The sequence below is a fragment of the Candidatus Poribacteria bacterium genome, from assembly GCA_026702755.1.
Lineage (GTDB): Bacteria > Poribacteria > WGA-4E > WGA-4E > WGA-3G > WGA-3G.
On record JAPPBX010000120.1, the window covers coordinates 1 to 22,130 of the forward strand.

General features: G+C 48.7%; 18 protein-coding genes. 6 read left to right on the top strand and 12 right to left on the bottom strand.

The window, feature by feature from the left end:
* The 3 genes from OXH39_23780 to OXH39_23790 all read right to left on the bottom strand — a co-directional run.
* On the bottom strand, positions 1-637 hold a 637-nt coding region (locus tag OXH39_23780), incomplete at its 3' end, for a hypothetical protein (GenBank protein ID MCY3553489.1).
* A gap of 4 nt (positions 638-641) precedes the next feature.
* Positions 642-2,279 (bottom strand): hypothetical protein, encoded by a 1,638-nt coding sequence (locus OXH39_23785; protein MCY3553490.1) that lies wholly within the window; start codon positions 2,277-2,279, stop codon positions 642-644.
* 33 nt (positions 2,280-2,312) lie between these two features.
* On the bottom strand, positions 2,313-2,498 hold the full coding sequence (locus tag OXH39_23790; protein MCY3553491.1) for a hypothetical protein: 186 nt from the start codon (positions 2,496-2,498) through the stop codon (positions 2,313-2,315).
* Positions 2,499-3,193: 695 nt separating this feature from the next.
* Here OXH39_23790 and OXH39_23795 point away from each other — a divergent pair.
* The 5 genes from OXH39_23795 (at position 3,194) to OXH39_23815 (ending at position 9,316) form a co-directional block, all read left to right on the top strand.
* A complete protein-coding gene (locus OXH39_23795; GenBank protein MCY3553492.1) occupies positions 3,194-4,366 on the top strand; it encodes an L-rhamnonate dehydratase in 1,173 nt (390 codons plus the stop codon).
* A 1-nt stretch (position 4,367) separates the two neighbouring features.
* Positions 4,368-5,354 carry a SurA N-terminal domain-containing protein gene (locus OXH39_23800; GenBank protein ID MCY3553493.1) on the top strand — a complete coding sequence of 329 codons (987 nt, stop codon included), beginning with the start codon at positions 4,368-4,370 and terminating at the stop codon, positions 5,352-5,354.
* On the top strand, positions 5,344-7,002 hold the full coding sequence (locus tag OXH39_23805; protein ID MCY3553494.1) for a tetratricopeptide repeat protein: 1,659 nt from the start codon (positions 5,344-5,346) through the stop codon (positions 7,000-7,002). Before OXH39_23800 ends, OXH39_23805 begins: the two co-directional genes overlap by 11 nt.
* Positions 7,003-7,299: 297 nt before the next feature.
* Positions 7,300-7,629 (top strand): hypothetical protein, encoded by a 330-nt coding sequence (locus OXH39_23810; GenBank protein ID MCY3553495.1) that lies wholly within the window; start codon positions 7,300-7,302, stop codon positions 7,627-7,629.
* Positions 7,630-8,077: 448 nt separating this feature from the next.
* Complete coding sequence (locus OXH39_23815) at positions 8,078-9,316, top strand: cytochrome P460 family protein (protein MCY3553496.1); 1,239 nt, start codon at positions 8,078-8,080, stop codon at positions 9,314-9,316.
* Between the two features lie 83 nt (positions 9,317-9,399).
* On the opposite strand, the gene OXH39_23820 is transcribed toward OXH39_23815, so the two are convergent.
* The 7 genes from OXH39_23820 to OXH39_23850 form a co-directional block, all read right to left on the bottom strand.
* Positions 9,400-11,181 carry an alpha-amylase family glycosyl hydrolase gene (locus OXH39_23820; protein ID MCY3553497.1) on the bottom strand — a complete coding sequence of 594 codons (1,782 nt, stop codon included), beginning with the start codon at positions 11,179-11,181 and terminating at the stop codon, positions 9,400-9,402.
* Between the two features lie 72 nt (positions 11,182-11,253).
* Positions 11,254-12,216 (bottom strand): Ig-like domain-containing protein, encoded by a 963-nt coding sequence (locus OXH39_23825; protein ID MCY3553498.1) that lies wholly within the window; start codon positions 12,214-12,216, stop codon positions 11,254-11,256.
* A gap of 201 nt (positions 12,217-12,417) precedes the next feature.
* Positions 12,418-13,266, bottom strand: a complete 849-nt coding sequence (locus tag OXH39_23830; protein MCY3553499.1) for a fumarylacetoacetate hydrolase family protein — start codon at positions 13,264-13,266, stop codon at positions 12,418-12,420.
* Positions 13,267-13,323: 57 nt separating this feature from the next.
* Complete coding sequence (locus tag OXH39_23835) at positions 13,324-14,427, bottom strand: Gfo/Idh/MocA family oxidoreductase (protein MCY3553500.1); 1,104 nt, start codon at positions 14,425-14,427, stop codon at positions 13,324-13,326.
* Between the two features lie 99 nt (positions 14,428-14,526).
* Positions 14,527-15,546: a 3-dehydro-L-gulonate 2-dehydrogenase gene (yiaK, locus tag OXH39_23840; GenBank protein ID MCY3553501.1), complete on the bottom strand. Its 1,020-nt coding sequence runs from the start codon at positions 15,544-15,546 to the stop codon at positions 14,527-14,529.
* Positions 15,547-15,597: 51 nt separating this feature from the next.
* On the bottom strand, positions 15,598-16,455 hold the full coding sequence (locus OXH39_23845; protein ID MCY3553502.1) for a phytanoyl-CoA dioxygenase family protein: 858 nt from the start codon (positions 16,453-16,455) through the stop codon (positions 15,598-15,600).
* A 3-nt stretch (positions 16,456-16,458) separates the two neighbouring features.
* Entirely contained in the window at positions 16,459-17,325 is an 867-nt protein-coding gene (locus OXH39_23850; GenBank protein MCY3553503.1) for a Uma2 family endonuclease, read from the bottom strand.
* A gap of 198 nt (positions 17,326-17,523) precedes the next feature.
* On the opposite strand from OXH39_23850, the gene OXH39_23855 reads away from it, so the two are divergent.
* Positions 17,524-18,897: a hypothetical protein gene (locus OXH39_23855; protein MCY3553504.1), complete on the top strand. Its 1,374-nt coding sequence runs from the start codon at positions 17,524-17,526 to the stop codon at positions 18,895-18,897.
* An 18-nt stretch (positions 18,898-18,915) separates the two neighbouring features.
* Here the strand turns inward: OXH39_23855 and OXH39_23860 are convergent, their stop codons facing one another.
* Together OXH39_23860 and OXH39_23865 are read right to left on the bottom strand one after the other, a co-directional pair.
* On the bottom strand, positions 18,916-20,364 hold the full coding sequence (locus tag OXH39_23860) for an ABC transporter permease subunit (protein MCY3553505.1): 1,449 nt from the start codon (positions 20,362-20,364) through the stop codon (positions 18,916-18,918).
* 1 nt (position 20,365) lies between these two features.
* Positions 20,366-21,841 (bottom strand): ABC transporter permease subunit, encoded by a 1,476-nt coding sequence (locus OXH39_23865; GenBank protein ID MCY3553506.1) that lies wholly within the window; start codon positions 21,839-21,841, stop codon positions 20,366-20,368.
* Positions 21,842-22,130 lie beyond the last annotated feature (289 nt).

Here is a 22,130-nt window from a genome sequence, read left to right on the forward strand (position 1 = left end):
CACGCATCAAACTCAACAAATTATATCCAGCAATATAAATGTGACAGACTACTAGGCGGTTTGCGCCCATACTGATACCCGCACCTTCGGGATCGGCGTTGGCGTGATACCACTTCTCTGCCTCTATGAACGCAGGATATACTTCGGTTAAGGGGCGGTTCGGATTATATTTCTCTACAATCTCGTCTGTGATCTGATATATTCTTTCACGCATTTCGGGGTCAAGCTCTGCGGCATAAACCTCAATCAATTCAGGTGGGCATTGCAGGTGTTCGGGAACACCATCGGCAAACAACGGATTTGAGGACGTGCTAGTGGGGTTGACGAAATCCGCGGTTTCTATTGGTGTCTCAATAGCAGGTGGTGCTTCCGCCGCGGAAACCTCTGGCGGTTGTGAAACTTCCCCAGGCGCGTGTGCGGAATGCGGTTCAGCATGCCACACGTCACCATGCCAGTGTCCGCTTTCGGCAGTCTCCCCGGGCGGGGGCGGCTTCGGTGGTGCAGGTTTCTCAACCTCAACAGGTTTATAGACTTTCACAGGTTCTTGCTTAGCAGCCTTGCGCCCATAAAACAGCCCGCAGCCCATCGCTACAAGCAAGAGTATCAAAATCGGTATCCAAACTCTTTTTCTCAACATTTTTCTACTCCTTTCTGCTGTCATTTTTCAGTTTGTAAGCCCCGGTTGTGTAGGGGTTGATGTTGTAGTCCCAGCCTTGCAGTGCCTCTAATTCCTCATCGGTGATGGTGTCAAGGTTGATACGAATGACTGCGCCTTCGGCGTTCTGATCGTCGATATCGCCGATAGTGTAAGTATTCCTCACTCCATTCGTCCCCCATGTAAATTGATATCGCTCATTATTATCTATTCGGAAGGTGCGATCGCTATCGTCAGGCAACCTCAATATATTTAAGTCGGGTGTCCGTTCACCGATCTCAATCATCCGCATATTCCAAGCACGCTCTGAATCCTCTTCAAACAGCGCGAAAATCTCAGGGAAATCGAGTGTGAGTTGGACTAGCCAATCAAATCGTTCCTGCCCCAAACCTTCTCCTGCAAGGTAGGGAACGGCGTTAGATTTATACCATTTCTCTGCTGCAATAAACAGGGGCCACACCTCTGTGAGCGGACGATTCGGATTCCACTTTTCAAGGATCTCTCTACGCGCCTGATGTATTCTTTCAAAAGTTTCGGGGTCAACTTCAAAAGGTCTGTTTTCAATACGTATGTCATAAATACCGACGATCTCCGGTGGGCATTGTAGGTGTTCTGGCACGCCATCGGCAAAAAGTGGGTTCGTAGAGGCACGTGTGGGATTCACGAAGTCCGGCGGTATTTTTCTCCGGGGCACATTTGTCGTGTAGGGGTTGATGTTGTAGTTCCAGCCACCCTGACTTGCAATTTCGACATCTGTCATTTCGTCAATGTTGATGATTCGTTGACCATGGATAGGCGCAGATGGATCCGGGGGACCTAAATCATAAGATTTTACTGCCTCACGTCCCGTCTCAACGTCCATGACCTCCGTGAATCTGACGTGATACTTATAATTCGCTTTCATACGAAAGACGCGACCGTCATGAAGAACCGCAACATTCCAATCTGGGTCTTTCTCGCCCGTTTCAACAGCCACCATATGCATAGCACGAGGTGAGTCTTCCTCAAAAAGAACCAATATTTCAGGAAAGTCAAGTATCAATTGTATTAGAACATCTATTGAGACTCCTTCTGATTTTAAGTGCTGCTGCCTTTCTATCGCCACATCCCAAATCTCTGGGAGCGGGCGATTTGGATTCCACTTTTCCTTGATTTCTTCCCACATCGTTTCAACAATGGAAACAAGCTCCTCTGTCACAGATTCGTCATCTACGCGAACACCAACCCATTCTGGCGGACATTGCAAGTGTTCAGGCACACCGTCGGCAAACAATGGGTTTGACGACTTACTGGTGGGATTGACGAAATCCGCTGTCGGTTGTGTTTCTGAAACAACGGCATCGCGTTCGGTAGGTTCTGCAAGTATTTGCGGTTGCTCGGAGACCTCCGCAGGCGCGTGTGCGGAATGCGGTTCAGCATGCCACTCGTCGCCATGCCAATGTCCGCTCTCGGCGGTTTCTCCAGGTGGCGGTGGTTTCGGTGTTTCTTTTCGCTCTACCGCAATGGGAACTTTGTAAACCTTTACAGGTTCTTGCTTGGCGACCTTGCGTCCATAAAACAGACCACATCCCATCGCTGGAAGCAAAACAATCAAAAGCGGAATCCACATTCTCTTTCTTAACATATTTTTCTCCTTTCGGTTGTTCGCCGCGCGTATCTATCTCGTCTCCGTGTTGGGACAAATGATCGGTTGACACGGCGGCGGTTGTATTTCAGGGATACAAAATTCGGGGAACGGACGACAAGGTTCATCCGCAGCACGTGTAAGGTGCAGCGCGACGCTGAGTGTCGCCACGACGAAGAAAAGCGCGATGGGGACCCACCGCAAGAGGCGTGTTTTCATGTTAGGCACTCCTTTTGTAGGGGCTGGCCCCTATAAATAACACGCAACGAAACCCGTTAGCTGCTACAATAGAAACCAGCGCTGTCAAAACTACATCTTTTGGCAGTGTTACGCGTGGCGGGTGCGGGAACACCTGCTGCGCACCCCGGAAACGGGGAGGCTGCCCTGACGCGATCCACGCGGTGTTAGCGAATATGCTTCAGCATGAAATCAACGTCATGAATAATTATAAAAAAAAATGCAAAAATTGTCAAGTTTAAAATTTGGCTTGGCGAAACACAACTTAGAACTTACGCATTCTAAAGTCCCTGATAAGGCGGATTTAAGGGGGTAAATACAACGAAATACTCTCACTGCGAGGCATTTTCAACAAAATGTGATGCTCTGTTCAACTTGTGTAAATCCTATAACTTTTACCGCGCGGCCGGCGAAACACTTTCCAAATCCTGCCCAATCTTACCACTTTTTCAGCGGTTTCTAATGAAGTTTGCGAAAGTAAATCAGTCCTGCAGTGAACCCCAACGCTTTTCTGTGTGCTTTTCTGAGATGTATCGGCTATTTCTGCTGTAGGAACAAGGTATCGGGATTCGGAGACCCTCCTACGGGAGAACTAAGCCCCTCTCCTTCCCCTTAAATCCTTTGAGTTAAACGTTGAATTATGGTATCATGCCACAAACCCTGAACGGAGCCAGACGATGAAAATCAAAGACATACAGACCGTCCGAATCAACGTGCCGCCGCGAGACATCAAACGCACAGAACCCCGCCGCGAAGTGTGGAGTTCCCACGCCGAAGTCGCAAATCCGATGTCGCGCTACCCACAATACAAACGCCACCGTTCCAGTTGGATGCCGAAGAAGTGGGATACCGTTTACGTCAAAGTTACCGCTGAAGACGGCACTTGGGGTATAGGCGAAACCTCTTTCGGCACCCCAGTCGCTGCTATTATTGATGAACACTTTGCACCAATGCTAATTGGTGAAAACTGCTTTGCCGTTGAGAAGATTTGGGATATGATGTTCCGTATGTCCAAACCTTACGGTTCACAAGGCTTAACCAGTTGTGCAATGAGCGGGGTTGATATTGCCCTATGGGATCTGAACGGCAAAATCAAGAACCAACCCGTCTATGAACTACTCGGTGGACCGCTACGTGAGAAGATGTTCGCTTACGCTACTGGCAACGATACCGATTGGCAGTTGGAACTCGGATTCAAGGCGGTGAAGTTGGCGTGTCCCTATGGACCAGTAGATGGCGAATGGGGCTTGAAAGAGAACGAAAAACTGGTCGAGAAAACCAGAGAAATGGTCGGCGACGACGTTGAAATTATGCTTGATTGCTATATGGCTTTCGATGTCGATTACACCATCCGATTGGCACACCGCCTCCGTCCGTATCGTCTTAAATGGATTGAAGAGTTCCTCATTCCAGAAGACATTGACGGTTTGGTGAAAGTTAAAGAGGCTGTCGATTGGGTGAGCTTGGCGAGTGGCGAGCATCACTACACCCGTTTCCCGTTTCAGCAGATTATTGAAAGGCGGTGCTTGGATATTTTACAACCGGATACCTTCTGGGTGGGCGGCATCACCGAGTGTGTCAAAATCTGCCATCTCGCAGATGCTGCAGGACTCACCGTTATCTTTCACGGGGGTGGGCTTCGACAATCGGGACTCCATCTTTCCGCCGCTATGCCCAATACGCCTTGGGTTGAATATTATCTTGGTGTCCCACCCGGGGTGCCGTTGGAGGAGACGATACTGTTTGACGGTGAATCTCTCCCGACAGATAGCTACATCTCTCCGAATGACGGTCCTGGACTCGGTTTACACATTGAAGAGGAGTGGCTAACGCCGAGAAATCCGCGATAATATGGGACGTTATATCACCTTTCTGTTGCTATTTTGTGTAAGCAGTAACGCTTATGCGCAAACGTTAATCGATTCTGTCATTGCGGTTGTCAATACGGATGCTATCACGCGCAGCGAACTTGAAAATGAATTTCGTATCGCTGCGCTCATGCAGATACGCACTGGTGCAACACCAACGACCGCCGAACGGCGCGCAGTACTTGATACTATCATTACCCGCAAATTCGTCTTACAAGCAGCTGAGCGACGCGGCATCGTTGTAACCCAACGCGACATGCGGGTAGCGGAAAAAATAGCGGAAATCCGTGCCGAATATGCTTTTGAGGGGGATCTTCAGAGCGTTTTACAGCAGTACCAGTTGGAAGAGGAAACGGTGAAAACGCAGGTCTATGAGCAGCTAATATACGACGAATTCTTTCGCCGTATATTTTTCAATGCTGTCAACAGTGAGAAGGTCGCGAATTTAGCAAAGTCCTACTATGATGCGAATAGCACTGAATTTATTGTGCCCCCTACCGTCACCTTTAACTCACTATTTATTATCATGCCGAAGGATAAATCCGCAGCAGAAAAGCAGGCTGCTGAAGATTTAGTGCAACAACTCAGCGAGCATTTGCAACAAGGTGAAACATTTAAGACTGTCTATGAAGCTTATAAAACACGTTTGGCACTCTGGATTGAGGAGTTGACACATGAGGTAGACACCCCGTTGGGCACCATTGTGACAGAATTGCAAATTTCTGAACGGAGTGCACCGCTCCCCGTTTCAGAGGGATATCAGATCGTCGAACGCGTTCGGAATAACCCGTCACGCCAGAAACCCTATTCGGAAGTCAGTGAGGAGATTTCAGAACGGATTCGTCGGGATTTAGCAGAAAGCGAGTTTGAGGCGTGGTTAACGGAACGAAAAGAAGAGGAGACATGGCATATTTTGGATGATGAACTTGTGCAGGCAGAAGGTGAGACGAGGCAAACAGATGTGGAATAACCCGCGCTTAAAGCAGACGAGGGATAGAATTGCTCAGAAGCCTATATCTATGCGGTGGTGGAGGCATTTTGCCGTTGGAGTGCTGCTGTTTGTGTTTGCTGTGTCAGGATCGGCGGACGATATAGCAGATTATTCTAAAACGTTCCAGAAGCAGTTGAAGGACGCACAGCGTGCGTTTCAAGCGGAGCAGTGGCATGAAGCACGCCGTTTATACCGAGGTCTTGCCCAAGAGGCTCCTGAATTCCCGATTGTTTACATCGGTGAAGGGGATGCCGCCGCAAAACTGAAAGATTATCCCGCCGCTATTACTGCTTTTCAGCATGCTTTGCAACTTCTCTCAACACAGCCGCAAGGCGATATTGCAAGGGTGCGCTTAGAAATTATGGTGCAAGCCAAGCTCGCTGCTGCGTATCACCGCAACAAGCAGCTTGACCAAGCCGATACATGGTTCCAAAGAGCCATCAAGGGTGCTGGTGAGGATGCCCCGGTGGCATGGTATGTCGCTTTGGGACAGATTGAAACAGAGCGTGGGAACTTGGAGCAGGCACGCCGCTACTATATTGTCGCTGTGCAGCTGCACCCGGATACAACTGCTGCCTATAATAATCTCGGACATGTCCTGCTCAAGCTCAATCGCATTGACGAAGCCGATGCTGTCTTTCGGGAAGCACTCACCCAAGACGGGACGCTTGCCAGTGCCGCCTTCGGACGCGGTGAGGTCGGAGCAAGACGCGGGCAACTCCCTGTCGCCCAACGTTTTTATGAACGTGCTGTCCAACACGCACCTGACGAACCAATATTCCATAAAGCACTCGCAGATGTCCTCCATGATATGGGTAGCAACGAAGCATCTGAGGCTGCATTGACGCGTTACCGCCGAACCTTGACGGAACGCTACCGTCGTCAAGCGCATTGGTTCATTGAGAATGGACAGCCACAACGTGCCTTAACGCCCTTGAAGAAAGCACTTGAAACGGATGAGGCATTTATACCAGCCTTGAAAGATTATGCCTACGTTCAGATGCAGCTCGGCGAATTAGTGGATGCCAAGCAATCGTATCAACGTGTGCTCACCATAGAGCCTACTTCGCGGCAGGCACTTTTACATCTCGGTATGATAGAAGCCAAACTTGGGAATCAAGCAACAGCAGTATCACACTATCTCACGCTCATCAAACATGAACCGGATTTTATGGATGCCTACGTGCAACTCGCAAATCTGCACGAGCGTTCAGGAGATTTGAAGGCTGCGGCGCAAGCACTGACAATGGGCATCCGACACGAACCGACATGGGCACCCGGATATTTGTGGCGTGGGAAGATTTATCAGAAACAGAACAAGTCCAACATGGCAGAAGCCGATTTCCGAAAATCCATTCAACTCGCGCCAGATGTTCCATTTCCGAAAGAGGCGTTAGCGTCCCTGCTTGCAACGGAAAACAGGAAACTCACTGAAGCACTGACCCTCGCCACCGCTGCTGTTGCGAGTGAGGGGCAACCTGCACACCGTGCCACGCTTGCCTTCATCTATTACCGACTCAACCGAATTTCCGATGCGCGACGTGAAATTGGAATTGCCTTTACCCAAGTCCCTAATCATCCTTATGTTCTAAGAATTCGTTCGGAGATCCTAAAAACCGATCCATAGAGACAATTTCTGAATAACGGCTTTTTTGTATATTTTTTCTTGAAAATTAAAGAGAAAAATAGTATAATTCACTAAAGTTGTATGGTACATAGATTTGGAGAGTCACGTTCTAACCTGAACGGGCTTTATTGTCTTGAAACTGCACCAAGAGATTCGAGACTCTTCCATAACTGCTTACTTTAAGTATATAAAAAGTATATAGAATAAGGAGCCCTAACAATGTTAAAGTTTCAGATAGTTTTAATCGCCATTTTGGCATGTTGTGTTGCCTTTATATCCTGTGAACGAACTACGTCGATGATGACACCAGTTACGGATGACATGATGGCAGATGATAGCATGTCGGACGACATGATGGCTGACGACATGATGGACGACGGCATGATGGACGACGGCACGATGGCTGACGACATGATGGACGACGGCACGATGGCTGACGACATGATGGACGACATGGATGACATGGACGACATGGACGACATGGATGGCATGGACGACATGGATGGCATGGACGACATGGATGGCATGGACGACATGGACGACATGGACGACATGGATGGCATGGACGACATGGATGACATGGATGGCATGGATGGCGAGGGCATGAATGGCAACGGTATGAATTAGCCCAATAGTTCATCTCACATCATTTCTGAAGAGGATCAGTGACTACATTCTATGGTTGCTGATCCTTTTTTTATCCGCAATCTACGATGATCAAATCTTTCTATCAGACTCACATCTTACGGTGAAATCTACAATTTGCCTAAATTGCTACCGCAATTTTTCAAGTTCACTGCTGTAGGAGCGATCCCTACCTAAAACGCGGCAGACATAGCCTTATCAGGCAATTAGCCGTTTCTCGTTCACCAACAGAGTGCATGTTTGTAGAAAACTAAAGAAAGCTATCTACGCTCTATTTTTTGTTGAGAATTAAATCCCAATATGATACTATTTGAAGTGAAGTTATGTAATATAAATTTGGAGAAGACCACAATGAAGTGGATGGCTTTGCCGCTTTAAAGCCTACAACTCTTTTTCAACTTTTAAAATATAGAATAAGGAGCATTCAGTAATGTTAAAACTTCAAGTCGTTTTCATTGCGATTTTAATCATTTGTGTCGCCTTGGTATCCTGTGAAAGAGTACAAAAAGTCATAGAACCGGTTGCTGATGATATGATGGCTACCGATGATATGATGCCAGCTGACGACATGATGATGAATATGATGAAAGTGATGGACTCGAAAATGTACATGTCGTGGGCGAGTAAAGCACTTCCAGCACCGACGATGACCGTGGAAGAAGCTGCTGCAGCCATGGATTTCGCGGGAACCGGAGCAGCCCACAATCCAGGCAGCGATATTTTTACGCCACGTACCTTCTATATCAACGATATTGGTGCCGTGGCGAACAAGGCAGGCACAGCATATCCCGCTGGGACCATGATTTTCAAAGAAATTATGGATGAGACCAACACGTTTGTCGATAAACTCGCCATGATGATGAAGAGCGACGACCCGATGTATGCTAACCACAATGGGTGGGTCTACAGAAAATATGCTCGTCCCAGTGCGGATGCTGAGTATATGCAGGTCAGAGGCTCTAATCTGGCAGATGCAGGGAACGGCTGCCACGGCTGCCACGCCAAAGCCGATAACGACAGCGTCTTCGTCTCACTCTCCATGGATACCATGATGGACATAGATCCTATAGCAGATGATATGGTGGCTGGTGATGACACGACTATGGACACGACCACGGACATGACTACCGACGCGCCTATGGACATGACTACGGACGCACCTATGGACATGATGATGAAAATGATGATGGACATGGAAACGCACAAGTCGTGGGACAGTGTTACGCTTCCAGTACCAGTGGGTACCGGAGCAGCTCACGGGACGGGAGCTCGTACTGTATATTTCAATGAAGCCGGTGCTATGGCAAACAGGGCAGGGACAGCTTATCCTGCAGGAACCATGATTGTCAAAGAGATCATGGATGCTACCAATACATTTGTCGAGAGGGTTGCAAAGATGGTAAAAACCGACTCAGCAGACCCGATGTCCGCAATGTACAAAGATCACGGCTATTGGATGTACGTCCAAGTTAAACTCGACGCAATGTCAAATGTCATAGAAGGAGAAACAAAGGGCGATGTTCCTGGGGGCAGCAGTGCCGGTTGTCATGGATGCCACTCAACAGCCGCTAATGACAAGGTCTTCGTACCGCTCTCTATGGCTGATGCTGCTGGCACGGATGGTGCCGCTACGGGCATGAATGATGCTGGCGATGGTGCCGCCCAATAGTTCCATCTAACAACACCTATAAGGAAGGGATTGGTAACCGTATTTTGTGGTTATTAGTCCCTTTCTATTTTTCTACGAATGTTTTAGACAATGAACGCTCCACTCTGCGCTGCAAGCGAGACTTTTACGGAATCTCCTGATACTGTCACCTGATTTCCATTGAGGCGGTCTTCCAAGGTAGGAGCGATCTCCGAATCGCGACTCCCTCTCAACGAAATCGGGACATCAATCGTCTGAGAACATAGACTCGTATTCAATGCAACCAGGACTTTACTATCTGCTGAAGCCTGTAAATACGCATAAGTCCCCTTCTGAACGTTTAGATGAACAACTTTTCGCTTTCCCGAAGTAAGCACCGGAAACTGTTTCCGTAGTGCTCCCAAACGTTGGAAATAAGCCAACAGGTTTTTATTCCCTTCATCCCGCCACGGTATCGGCAACCGCGCCTCCTCAAAACGTCCAAGCGGATTACGTTGTGAAACGCCCACCTCAGTACCGTTGTAAATTATAGGTGGTGCGGAAAGTGTGAACAGCACCAGTGCCGCCAATCGGACCTTTGCCTTATCTTCACCTGCCAAGTAGAGAATACGGGTCATGTCGTGGTTGTCCAAAAACGCGGGGAGAGAGAAATTTTTAGGAAAGTATCCCTCGTGTGCCGCTAAGAACGCCTCAAATTCCAGCAACGTCGAGGTTTCGAGAACAAAGGTTCGCCGGAGGGCATCCGCAAGCAGGAAATCGAGACACCCATCAAAATGTGGGATATAGGACGCAATCACTTCCGAATGGCTCACGACCTCTCCGAACAGAAAAGTGTCAGGATTCACCGCTTTGCACGCTTGGCGAAAATTTGCCCAGAACGTGTGCGGTGGACCCGGAGCATAGTCGAGTCGGTAGCCATCAATGCCGTTGCGTAGCCAATGCTGTGCGCACCTTAACAGATAGTCGCTCGCCGGTTTGTGCTTTAAGTTCAGTTGTGGCATCCCCTTTACACCGAAGAAGCTTGTGTATTCGTCGGGCCATCGCTGCCATGTATACCACCCCTGATACTCGCTGTCCTTCTCGCTTTGCGCTGCCTGAAAGGTTGGATGCTGATTGGACCAGTGATTCGCTACGAAATCGAGGATAACCCGCATATCTCGCTCATGCGCTTTTTTGATCAATTCTTTCAAGTCGCTGTTTGTACCGAATCGAGGTTCAACGGTGTAGTAATCTGTTGCATCGTAACCGTGATGTGATGGGCTTGCAAAGAGGGGTGAAAGCCAGATTGCGTTGCACCCAAGCGATTGAATGTAGTCAAGTTTCTGAATTGCGCCGCAGAGCGTTCCTCCGAAAAACCCGGAAAGATTTGTTGGCTTTTTCCATGGTACACCGTCACCCGGATAAAATCGGTCCAAGAAGATATGGTAGATAACCGCATCGCGTGCCCACATCGGTGGGTCATAGTCATCAACAAAGATAGCGAATTCAGTCGCTTCCGATAACATCCGCGCTTGATTATCCGCGAAGATCCATCTGTCTGAACCCACGGTCCGTCCACCGATTCTGTAGCGCACCATTGTACCACTTGATTGTGGGGGAATCTGTCCGTACCAGTAGCGCACGTATCGCCATTCAAGCGTGTTCCATACCGATTCTCTCGGTACGAGTTCAAACATGATATCTTCGCCATCTGCATCCATCCAACAACGAACCGAATCGTAAGGGATCCCACCGGACGTTGTCACGTGGAGGGTGATCGGTTGATTCGATGTAGGGCGTGCCAGCGATCCAGACTGCGACCTTAATCGGTGAAGGTGCTTAATGCCCGCTAAGTTGCGCCGATGTTCAACAATACGGTTTTCAAAATTTCTTTGCGGACCAAACATGGTTTCCTCTTTCAGAAAATAAAAAAGCCGTGTAGCAGGTACACGGCTTTTCGATTTCGGTAGTGAGTTTGCTTACTTGTCACCCCAAGCGCGCCCGCGTGGAATTAGTAACAGTTGTCCTACGCTCAATCTCGTCCGGTCGAAGATGTAGTCATCTTGATTCGCGGCGACCAGTCGTGTCCACATCTCTTCGTTATCGAAAATCTCAGGACGTGCTGCGATGCGTTTGAGCGCAGCCTCGCCATTTGCTTCCTGAATGTCTACTTCTTGGACATGGTATTTGTAAAGCACTTCAGGACTCGTTATGCTGAAACTGAAGGTGTGTGAATTCGCAAGGGTATTACCAGCCATATCAGCGGCACCGGAGACGGTGACAGTGTACATGCGTCCTGCGCGCATCGGCATGTCGGATGTGAACGTCACAGAATCACCGGTTCCACTCACTGTCCCTGACAACGTTGCGTTCATCGGTTCACTCATCGAATCTTCTGTTTTCGTAACTGCTACATCCACAGAGACGCTGTTACTATCAATAGGTTCACTGAACGAGACCGTCAGGCTGTTCATTACATTTAGAGAATCTTCGTATTCAGAGATGACGGTGCCATCGGCTGGTTCGTTCATCGTGACGGTTGGCGGTGTTGCGTCAGTGTAGGTAAATTGCTGTGAAAGTGTGACGGGAACTTCGGGTTTCCCTTTATTGATAACGACAACAGACACAGATTGCCCCGCCATGCCATCGGGAGTCACTGCCGTGATTTGCGTTTCACTCGGAACAGTTACGCTTTGGGCGTTTTTCCCACCGAACGTCACAGTTACGCCGTTTTTCATGTCAAATTTTTCACCGGTAATCTGCACGGTTGTCCCACCGGTCTCCGGGCCCTGCGTGGGGTTCATCCCGCTCGGTATCGGTTCTGGGTTACAGCCGCCGCAGCCCATCATCCACGTACAGATAATCGTGAGGACCGCAAACACGGCTCTTTTGGCGTAGCTTGCTAGCCAAAACTTGCTGTTAAAAGGGCTGGGTTTTTTCATTAATTTGGTCTCCTTATTGGCAGAAGCAATCTCATTCCATATCGCGCCAAATCTTACGATTGAAAGTGGTGTAGTTCACTCGCCAAAACTTGCTATTAGAAAAAAGATTTCGTGGATTAGAGGGAGCCTCTAAATTACACCTTAATTTATTATACACGTAAATCGGTACAGTTGTCAACACTTTTTTCTCCTACAAGTGTCTTAACCGCGCCAAGTTGTCCGCTTTAACGGATCGCTAACAGCAACTGCTAACTCTGGACCGAAACCTTCTACTGATAGTTTTACCGTATCCCCGTCGCCAACTGCGGTGAGTGCTTCATGGTGTGTTCCTGTGGATACAACATCGCCGGGTTCTAATGTTACCACGCTTGTTACTTCTGCGAGCAATTCGGGGATGAAACGTGCCATGGAATTCGTGGAGAAATCGTGTTGCAAACCGTCGTTAATCCAGAGTTGCACGCCGAGCGCGTTCGCGTCCTCTACTTCGTCAGCGGTGACGAGTGCTGGTCCCATTGGGGCAAACGTGTGCCAGCTTTTCCCTAAGAAGAAACCACCGGGCAACCCGCGGGCAGACACGTCAATGAATTGCGTATAACCAAATACACAATCTAAAGCATTGTCTTCGGATAAATGTTTGGCTGTTTTGCCGATCACGATGGCTAATTCTGGCTCAAAGTGAAACACGGTTACGTCTGCTTCTGGGAGTTCCACTGTATCCTTTGTGGCGATGATACCGGTCGGCGACTTCAGAAAGGCATTGAAATCTCCGCGCGACGGACTATCGGGTTCGATGTAATTGCCAGCAAGGCAGACGAGTTGCCCGGGACGTGGGAGCGGTGCTTTGAGACTGACGCTGTCTAAAGCGATTGCAGTTCCATTTTCGGCCGCGTCTGCTATTGTTGAACCAAGATTGTCAAAGTCCTCAATCACCATTTGTATTAGTTCTTGCGGTGTGTGGGACGAAAGTCCACTCAATGCATCGCTGATGTTAACAATCCCGTTTTCTGTTATTACACCGAGTTGGTAGTCATTAAAGAAGGCAAGTTTCATTTAGGTTGTTGCTCCTCTGTTAAGGCACTTTTGGCGTAGCTTGCAAGCCAAAACTTGCTATGAAATTACAAGCGGATGGCTCCGCTCCTTTAGCGGCAGTTGCACCTTTGTTCCGCTGAAATGCGAAACGTATGTCGCGCTCACGCACTCAAGCGAGGTAAGCGCGTTGCGTCCGCCGAGTTCTGGTTGACTTTTGTTAAGAATCGCATCTCGCATATTTTTCGCACTCCAAATCGTGTGGCGGGACTGCCACGCTTTTCCAGAGATCAGAAACGCTGATGCGTCAAGTTCTATCTGTTCCCACGCGGGTGTATGTGCTGCAAAAGACACATCGAACGGACAGTGCCACATTTCATCTATACCCGTGTCTGGATTCGGTTTTATCATCAATTGCCCCTCCGAACCGAGTAGGTGTGGTCCCATCATCCATCCGTGTCTGGGTTCGCGGCAGTAGAGTTCCATGATACCGTAGGCACCGTTTCCACCTCCGATGTGCACGAGCATTGTGTCTCCCGCAACGATGCCGTTGTCGCGTCGATCCGTTTTGCACAACTCGCTGCTGTGCATAATATCCGTTTCCGTTACATCGTGTCCCTGATATGTGATATGTGCCTGGATCCAAGAGATGCCGTCCAAGAAGAAATCCATCTCATCAAAATAGTGCACCCCCATCTCCATCAACTCGAATCCAGCTTCGCGTCCTTTGCCGACTTCGCGAATTGAACGAAGTTCACCGATTTTACCCGCATTGATGAGGGATTTCGCGTGCCGAAAGAGCGGTGTGAATCGGAATTGATGACTGACTGCCAAGTGCACGCCCGCTTCACGACATGCCGCGAGCATTTGGTCTGCCGTTTCTAAATCAACAGATAGCGGCTTCTCACATAAAACGTGGATACCCTCTTTTGCGGCTGCAATCGCTATCGGAGCATGTAAGGGGGCATGCGTACACACGCTCACGATATCCAAGGCTTCGCGTGCGAACATCTCTTCATAGTCGGCGTATCGGTTTGGGACATTGTATTCGTCGGCGCGAGCGTTAAGCGCATCACGGTTTATATCGCACATTGCGACCAGATCGACTCCCTCTAAGTTCGCGTGTGCGCCGGCGTGGCTCCGGCTAATCCCGCCGCAACCGACAATTCCTGCCCGTAATGTCATGAGTTTCTCCTGAATCCAGTTTGTGCGTGCTAATTTAGGGCGTATGCGGGTTCTGTGTTAAAGTGTATTATACGCTGATGGAAAAAGAGTGCAAGCAATTTATCCTGTCCCGTTCCTGTTCATCTCCAGCAATTCCTGCCATTGCGCCTCGTCCACAAGTACCCCTTTTTCAAGGCTTTCCTGTCGTGTCCGTAGCATACCTTCTCCCGGATACCTGACACTCTCATCTTCATCTAATGGAGTTGCCGTGTGGAAATCGTCAATGATTGCCGCCACCGTTTCGTCTAACGCTGCTTGTCCCATCATTCCAGAGGCGTTAATCGCAATATACACCTGAGAAACGGCATATTCCGAGCCTTGCTTTCCGATTTCGTGTGTCGCTCGTCCGCCTGAGATGACGGATGCCATCGTATCGAGCACCAGTGCCAAGCCTGATCCCTTCCAGTAACCGATAGGGAGTGCCCTGGCAGAATCAAGAATTTCTCCGGGTTCAACCGTTAGTTCACCCTTCGTGTTGTAACCACCCGGTAAGGGGAGTTGTTTCCCTTGCAGCTTGAGCACTTCCAATTTTCCGTTTGAGTATTGACTCATCGCCATGTCCAGCAGAATGTGTCCACCTTCTCTTGGAATACCAATCGCCATGGGATTGTTTCCAATCTTTTTTTCGGCAGAACCCCACGGCGGCATGAGTCGCGTCGTGTTGGTCCAGCATATCCCGATGTACCCGGCTTCCGCGGCTTGTAGCGCGTAAGCACCGCCGCGCATCCAGTGATTCGTATTTGAAAGCCCGACACATCCAATGCCGTGTATTTCAGCGAGTTCTGTTGCCCGTTGCATGCAGAAATGGGCGTTGACAAGTCCTACTCCCATCTTGCCATCCCACCGTTCTAATGCACCGAAACCCTCGGTTTTCTCTGGTTGCGCACGGAAATCGATCTGTTTGCTCTCCAGTCCAGCAACGAATCCAGGAAAACGATTGAGTCCGTGGGAGTACACGCCGTCGCGCTGATTCTCGGCGAATAGCCTTGCACATAACATCGCTCGCTCGTCGGTAAATCCGACAGTTGCGAGCACACTATAAAATTCATCACATAAAGTTTGGAAAGGCACACGTTTCATATGCTATAATAGACTGTTGTTCCAGCGTTAGCTGCTGTTATATTGCGGGTGTTACCACATTTCGACCCATTGCGTGAAGGGTGTCACGGGTTGTGTTTCGCTACGGATGACCCACTTGAAATCGGGATCCTGCCAGTAAATTGTGCCTGGGTGATCACCGTCACGGAGATAGCGAATGTCAATCGCCCAACGGACGATCTGGCTGGTAGTATGTGGTAACGAGCGGTGAAGTGTCAGGTTGTGGAACACTAAGGCATCCCCTAATTCCATAGGACACGTCACGACACAAGAGTCCTCGATAAGTTCGTCCATTACCTCAAGAAATTTCCCTTCCCGTTCTTCTGTGTGATGGTTGACGACACCTAATCGATGTGAGCCTGCGACCACTTGTAGACAGCCATTCGTCTCATCGACTGGTACCAATGGTATCCATGCAGTCGGAATGAGCGAAGTTTCGCTGACTGTGCCAAAGTAGCCGCTGTCCTGATGCCACGGGACGACGGTCAATTGCTGACCGGGGAGTTTCGGACGCGCATTGAAAACCGGATGTCCGATGACATCTGTGCCTGTGAGTTGCCCGATTGCATCCACGAGGCGCGGCGCGTGGTGCAGCTCGAAAATTTCAGATGTCGCAACTTGGTTACGCCAAGAACGACCAAAGCGGTTGGCATGTTCACCGGCGACCTGCACGAATCGCGTTTCAAAAGGAAGTTCTGATCCTTCATCTTCGATGATCCCATCCGCTTTCAACTCGCGAATTATGCCATCTACGACACCAGCAAAACTATCCCGCACACCGTTGATGGCAGATTCCGGAACAACGTTTTTCAGTAGTAAGTATCCATCATTTTCCCACTGATCCATCTGTTCAGGCGATAGTGGCGTTAACCGTTCTTGATTGGTACTCATCCGTTAGCTGCTCCTTGCTTGTAAGCGTGTGAGTTCCGCTTGGAGTCGTGCGTTCTCCGCTTCCGCCTCCTGTCGCGCGATGGCCTCCTGCTCTGCGCGTGTTTCTGCGGTTTCTGCGCGTGCTTCTGCGTTCTCTGCGCGTGTTTCTGCGGTTTCTGCGCGTGCTTCTGCGTTCTCTGCACGTGCTGACGCTAATTCCGCTTGTGCTAATGCTGACTCGGCAGGTGTCTGGAGCCAAGCATCACCAACTGGATCGTAAATACCTAAACCCATAACATCGGCAGGGAAATCTAAATTCGGGACAGGGGAATGCAGCCAACGTCCCACATCACCAATATGGAAATCTAAATTCAGGGCAGGGGAATGCAGCCCACCATCCACATTTGCAGAAATTGGGACGTATACACCATCAACCAAGGTAAAACCCATCAGCGGCGATGGCAAATATAACCCCTCTATGTCACATAAGAAGTAGTCTTGGATGCCCAATGAAGCATAAAGTTCCATCTTGTGCCCTAAGTCGTTTTGATATGTGTTTTTGCTGGAAAACTCCATCGCGAAATCGGGGACCTTGCCCTCTACCCAGACGAGATAGTTCCCTCGGGGTTTCTTGCCTAAGCCGAAGGCAACCAGCACATCGGGTGAAACCGATTTACGCGGGTCACCCTCCACATAATACATGAGTATATCGCCGGAGACATAAGCACCCGGATCTTGTTTGAAATATTCGTCAAAGACTTGTAACGTCCGCATGAGGATTCGTCTGTGAAGATCGCTCACTGCCATCGGTTCTCCATCTTCTTCAGGGTAAAATATTGACGCGTCTGTAGGAGCAGAAGGGATGTGCTCCTCTTTTTCATGGATTGCCATCGGTGTTTCTCCTTTTCCGTAAGATGCGTGAAAAACAGGTGTTAAGCGTTTAAATAAGGATTTATATTGCATTCTTAAGTATATCCACAAATCGCGATGTTGTCAAACAATTTATTACAATCACCGCCGCTGAACACGGCAACACAGTTGACATTTCGGTTAGAAAATGATACCCTATGCATCAAAGGAGGACGCATAATGGCAACTTTAACGCAGACCGAAAACCAGATCAGACCGTTGTATATTGATGGATACACCCACCAACTCAGTTATGCACCCGGTGAGGAGATTGCGTTCCATATCTCAACGAGTGCAGAAAATTACTCACTTGAGATTGCTCGTATCGGTGCGACGCGCGAGGTCGTTTGGCATCAAGATGGACTTCCCGGTGAAGCACAACCGATTCCCGCAGATGCGTCATCGCAGGGATGTGGATGGTCCCCTATCTTTACGCTTGAAGTCCCTGAAACATGGCAGAGCGGTTACTATGAAGGGACGCTCCGGGCAACAGACGGTGGGGGTGACGTTGTCTATCGGAACCATCGCACTGCTGAAAGCACGCTATTTTTTATTGTCCGTCCCGCGAAACCGGGAGAGAATACCCCAATACTACTTCAACTCTCTACCAATACCTATAACGCCTACAACAACTGGGGTGGCTTCAGTCTTTATGGGTATCATGGCGCAAGTAAGATACAGGGGAATCGCGTCTCGTTTGACCGACCCACTCGCGGCATCTTCAGTAATTGGGAATCCGCTTTTGTTGTCTGGGCGGAGCAGAACGGGTATACGCTTGATTACGCTGCGAACTCCGATTTAGAATTTCACCCTGAAATGTTGGAACATTACAAACTCGTCTTGAGTGTCGGGCATGATGAATACTGGTCTGCTCCGATGCGCGATAGTCTTGAGGCGTTTATCGCAAATGGTGGGAACGCTGCCTTTTTTAGTGGAAATTCCGTCTGCTGGCAGGTCCGCTCTGAAGATAACGGCAGAGCACTCGTCTGCTGGAAACAGACCTACAATCAAGATCCAGTCTACAAGACTGATGATTATAGTACCCTCAGTACACTATGGAGCCACTATCTGGTAGGTCGTCCTGAAAACGAACTGACTGGTGTCGGTTTCCTTCAAGGCGGTTATCACTTGAGTCATGGACAGTTTATGGATGGTGCCGGGGAATATACGGTCCATCGTCCAGAACATTGGGTATTTGAAGGAACAAACCTCGCGCGAAATGATGCCTTTGGTGGAGAAAATACCATTGTCGGCTACGAATGCGACGGATGTGAGTGGACCCTTGTAGATGGCTTGCCGGTCCCGACCTATAACGACGGCACACCTGACAGTTTCACAATCCTTGCGACGGCTCCCGTCCGTTGGCATCCTGATGATTGTGAATGGTACGAACATTGGGAAAGAGGGAGAACCGGTGCCGCAACGATGGGTATCTATACACAAGGTGGGACCGTCTTTACGGCTGCCACAACCGACTGGTCGCACGGGTTAGCCGGTGGTGATCCCATGGTTGAACGCATCACGCATAATATTCTTCGCCGACTTTCAGTATAAGCACGCGTGTTGTTGAGTTTATATCTCTTTGCGCTGAAATAAGACATGTGCCGCCGCAAATAACGCTATAAAAAAGAGCAACAACAGCGTCACGTCCAGGATCGCGCCTTTGAATGCTTCTCCTAAACGTACTTGATCCTGAAATTTGGGAACGCTTTCAAAAGAGACGGGTTTATCAGACATACCTTCCCTGACGAAAGGAACGTGTGGACTGTCTGGATCCGCGCGATCGGCAGAGATGAGAAAATCATTGAAGGCATCGGCATAACGCTCGACGTTTTCTAAGAAATTCAGATGTCTTTGAAACCCCGTTCCGGCGAGAGATTCAATCGCGTATTGGGCAATTGCTGTCGGTGAGATACGATTGAACTCTCTCGCAATCTGAATCTGGTTTATTTGTGCGTTTAAGTATGCTCTGTGTAATTTTGCGCTTTCTCTTGCCTCCTCGTTTAGAAACTCAGCCCAGAGTAGTGTTGCGGGTGTCGGTGGACGTTCACGCGTAGGAGCTTCATCTTCTAATCCGCGTGCTATGTAGCGTTCTTGGAGTCCACTACGTCTGAAATATACTGGGCTCGGACCCCGACGGATTGATGGCTGGTTCAACCCACTCATGATTGTGCCAAGCATTGACGGCACGAGAATAACCCAAATTACCCATATCAGTAGCAGAATTACAAGGCTTGTTGAAGCGTTATTAACGAGCGTGGATATGAGAAACCCTAAGGCGATAAAGACAGAGATATACATTAAACCCACGACGAAAATACCGCTGATTCTGCTCCATTCTTGGGCATTGAGTTGAAGCGTTCCAGAGAGATATAGTAACAGGAGATTAATCAACACACCGCTCATAAAAACAGTACCGAGACTAATAAGACAGCTTAAAAATTTACCAGTGAGTACCGTCCGACGCGCAACAGAATTGGATAACGTTAATCGGAGGGTACCATGTTCCACTTCACCAGAAATCGCGTCAAATGTAAAGACGAGCGCGAGAAAACTTAGAACATTGGAGATAATGAGAATCCAGTCGATTTTTAAGAACACCGGGAAAATATCTTTCGCTTTTATGGGTGGGAATCCACTATATTTCAGTCGCCAGATACCGGAGACGTTGTAGGTGTTCCCGTTTATAACCGGGTTCCTTCCCCATCCTGCGCTTTTTCCTGATGCGAATTTCGGCAGATTATTTTCACTGCCGTGTGCACAGAAAGAGAGTGGTGAAGGTTTCTTGTGAAGTTCACCCGGACCATTCAAAACGAGTTTATAGAGGTTACTGCTGTTCTGCTCAAGTCTTGCTGAGTAAGCTGAAACCTTCCGTCCATATTCTACTTGGCGTGTTTTATATTCGTCAATGTGCCCTACGGCGTTAACGAGCATTAGAAAAACTATGAGCAGCATCGCGAGTGCGAAACGGAGGCTGTTTACTTGCTCAAATAATTCTCGTTTCACAATATGCCAGAGCATCTCAGACCTCCTGCCGACTGAAAACCGCGAAGGTAATCATAAATAGCATTGGATTCAAAAGGAACAGTAGAAATAGGTCGCGGAGTGCCCGGTTCCTGGTATCCTCAAATACACTCGGTGGTTGATAAGAGAATCGTGGGACATCATCCCATCGGACGACCCCTTTATCACTCGCAAACCATTGCCGTGAACCGAACGCCTTTTTATCGTAGAAATAGTCCAATATTGTTTCCCGATAGTGTCGTCCTGCTTCAAAAAAGTCTTGCATTCTCGCCAACCCTGTACCTGCCCACGCTTCTGTTGAGAGGTGATATAAGCCTGCCGGTGAAAATCGGAGCGCGTTTCGGGCGATACTTGATTTACGAATATAGGTTTCAGAAAAGGCTTTCTCGCGTATCCGCCAGACTATGCCAGCAGTCCGAATCCGACCGGATGTTAGTTCTTGGAAATAGGCTTTAACAGTGGGGACATAGATCTCCGATGCATCTGGGATGAACGTAATATTTTTCTTTAAATGCGTGTAACTGGAACTCCCAGCACCTGACTCGCTGCCCTTTAGTAACGACGGGTTCTTAAACGGATCCCCAGGTGCTTTTTCATTCCAGTAAAATTGTTCCAGGATCTGTTCAATTGCTTGATCCGCTTGTCTTACCCTCTCTTCCGTATCAATGAAGCGATTGACGAGGAACAGACTTACATTTGGATAGAGCAGGGTCAACGCCACCCAAATAAACATTGAAACGATAAGGGAGGTCGCTGTGCGGTGAATCACGCTGGAGATAAACAATCCGATGAGATAGAACGTAGAGGTATAGATGACTGTTGTGAGAAGGATACCGCCAATCCGGAGGAAGTCATCCGCATCATAATGAATGGCATTAGATTGTAGTTGCACCAGCAATGCTAACAGGAAACTTATCAGTAATGGAAGGGTCAGGCATAGCATGGCACCTAAATACTTTGACAATACAATCAATCCGCGTCCGACCGGGTTGACAAGGATTAGACGTAAGGTGCCATTCTCGCGGTCGCCAGCGATTGCATCGTACGCGAAAACCAGAGCGAGAAGGCTAAAAAGGATTTGAAAGACGGATACCAAATCTATATCGGAAAGCAGATAGCGGAAAGGGTTACTGAAGCCTGTGTGACGACTGACATTACCCCATAAGAATGGGACCTCTCCAATCTTGATTTGGAGCGAGTTTTTCACCCGCTTGTCAAGTCCCTGATTAAAAAGGCTCAGTGGGTTGGGGGCTCTGTCGAGGGACGGCATGAAAGATGAATACGTTCTTCCGCTAAAGTTACCTTCTTGGTGTTTTTGGAAATCTTCATTATAACTCGCGAGTCTCCGCTCATAATTGTCCGTTAAGACGATGCTCCCCGCAAGCACAAGAGACATAGATGCAATAACCGTAACCAAAAAGCGGAACGTCATTAAATTCATTAAGAGTTCATGTCGAATCAGCGTCCAAAGCATTGGGTATATTCTCCGTACGATACAACTTTCACCTATACATCTGCTTGGATGCACTTTTCAAGCGTTTAGCGGAATTAGGGTTGGAGGGTCGGGATTCGGAGATCCCTCCTACAAATGTGTTGCCAATTGTATGATGACGTGCTATCCTATGTAACATGGATAGGACTTACGCATTCCTCTTAAAGTCCCCCTGATAAGGGGGATTTAGGGGGTTAAAAATACAGAAATTACCGATTTTTTGCGTCTGAATGTCCGATACTTTCTCAATTTGCGTAAGTCCTGATGGAAA

What these genes read in the sequence shown, in the direction of transcription:
- OXH39_23850 (MCY3553503.1), bottom strand. Translation starts at nt 17,325, where the DNA reads ATGGCAATCCATGAAAAAGAGGAGCACATCCCTTCTGCTCCTACAGAC.
- OXH39_23820 (MCY3553497.1), bottom strand. Translation starts at nt 11,181, where the DNA reads ATGTTTGGTCCGCAAAGAAATTTTGAAAACCGTATTGTTGAACATCGG.
- OXH39_23825 (MCY3553498.1), bottom strand. Translation starts at nt 12,216, where the DNA reads ATGAAAAAACCCAGCCCTTTTAACAGCAAGTTTTGGCTAGCAAGCTAC.
- OXH39_23815 (MCY3553496.1), top strand. Translation starts at nt 8,078, where the DNA reads ATGTTAAAACTTCAAGTCGTTTTCATTGCGATTTTAATCATTTGTGTC.
- OXH39_23785 (MCY3553490.1), bottom strand. Translation starts at nt 2,279, where the DNA reads ATGTTAAGAAAGAGAATGTGGATTCCGCTTTTGATTGTTTTGCTTCCA.
- OXH39_23845 (MCY3553502.1), bottom strand. Translation starts at nt 16,455, where the DNA reads ATGAGTACCAATCAAGAACGGTTAACGCCACTATCGCCTGAACAGATG.
- OXH39_23810 (MCY3553495.1), top strand. Translation starts at nt 7,300, where the DNA reads ATGATGACACCAGTTACGGATGACATGATGGCAGATGATAGCATGTCG.
- OXH39_23800 (MCY3553493.1), top strand. Translation starts at nt 4,368, where the DNA reads ATGGGACGTTATATCACCTTTCTGTTGCTATTTTGTGTAAGCAGTAAC.
- OXH39_23860 (MCY3553505.1), bottom strand. Translation starts at nt 20,364, where the DNA reads ATGCTCTGGCATATTGTGAAACGAGAATTATTTGAGCAAGTAAACAGC.
- OXH39_23790 (MCY3553491.1), bottom strand. Translation starts at nt 2,498, where the DNA reads ATGAAAACACGCCTCTTGCGGTGGGTCCCCATCGCGCTTTTCTTCGTC.
- OXH39_23855 (MCY3553504.1), top strand. Translation starts at nt 17,524, where the DNA reads ATGGCAACTTTAACGCAGACCGAAAACCAGATCAGACCGTTGTATATT.
- OXH39_23830 (MCY3553499.1), bottom strand. Translation starts at nt 13,266, where the DNA reads ATGAAACTTGCCTTCTTTAATGACTACCAACTCGGTGTAATAACAGAA.
- OXH39_23835 (MCY3553500.1), bottom strand. Translation starts at nt 14,427, where the DNA reads ATGACATTACGGGCAGGAATTGTCGGTTGCGGCGGGATTAGCCGGAGC.
- OXH39_23805 (MCY3553494.1), top strand. Translation starts at nt 5,344, where the DNA reads ATGTGGAATAACCCGCGCTTAAAGCAGACGAGGGATAGAATTGCTCAG.
- OXH39_23865 (MCY3553506.1), bottom strand. Translation starts at nt 21,841, where the DNA reads ATGCTTTGGACGCTGATTCGACATGAACTCTTAATGAATTTAATGACG.
- OXH39_23795 (MCY3553492.1), top strand. Translation starts at nt 3,194, where the DNA reads ATGAAAATCAAAGACATACAGACCGTCCGAATCAACGTGCCGCCGCGA.
- yiaK (MCY3553501.1), bottom strand. Translation starts at nt 15,546, where the DNA reads ATGAAACGTGTGCCTTTCCAAACTTTATGTGATGAATTTTATAGTGTG.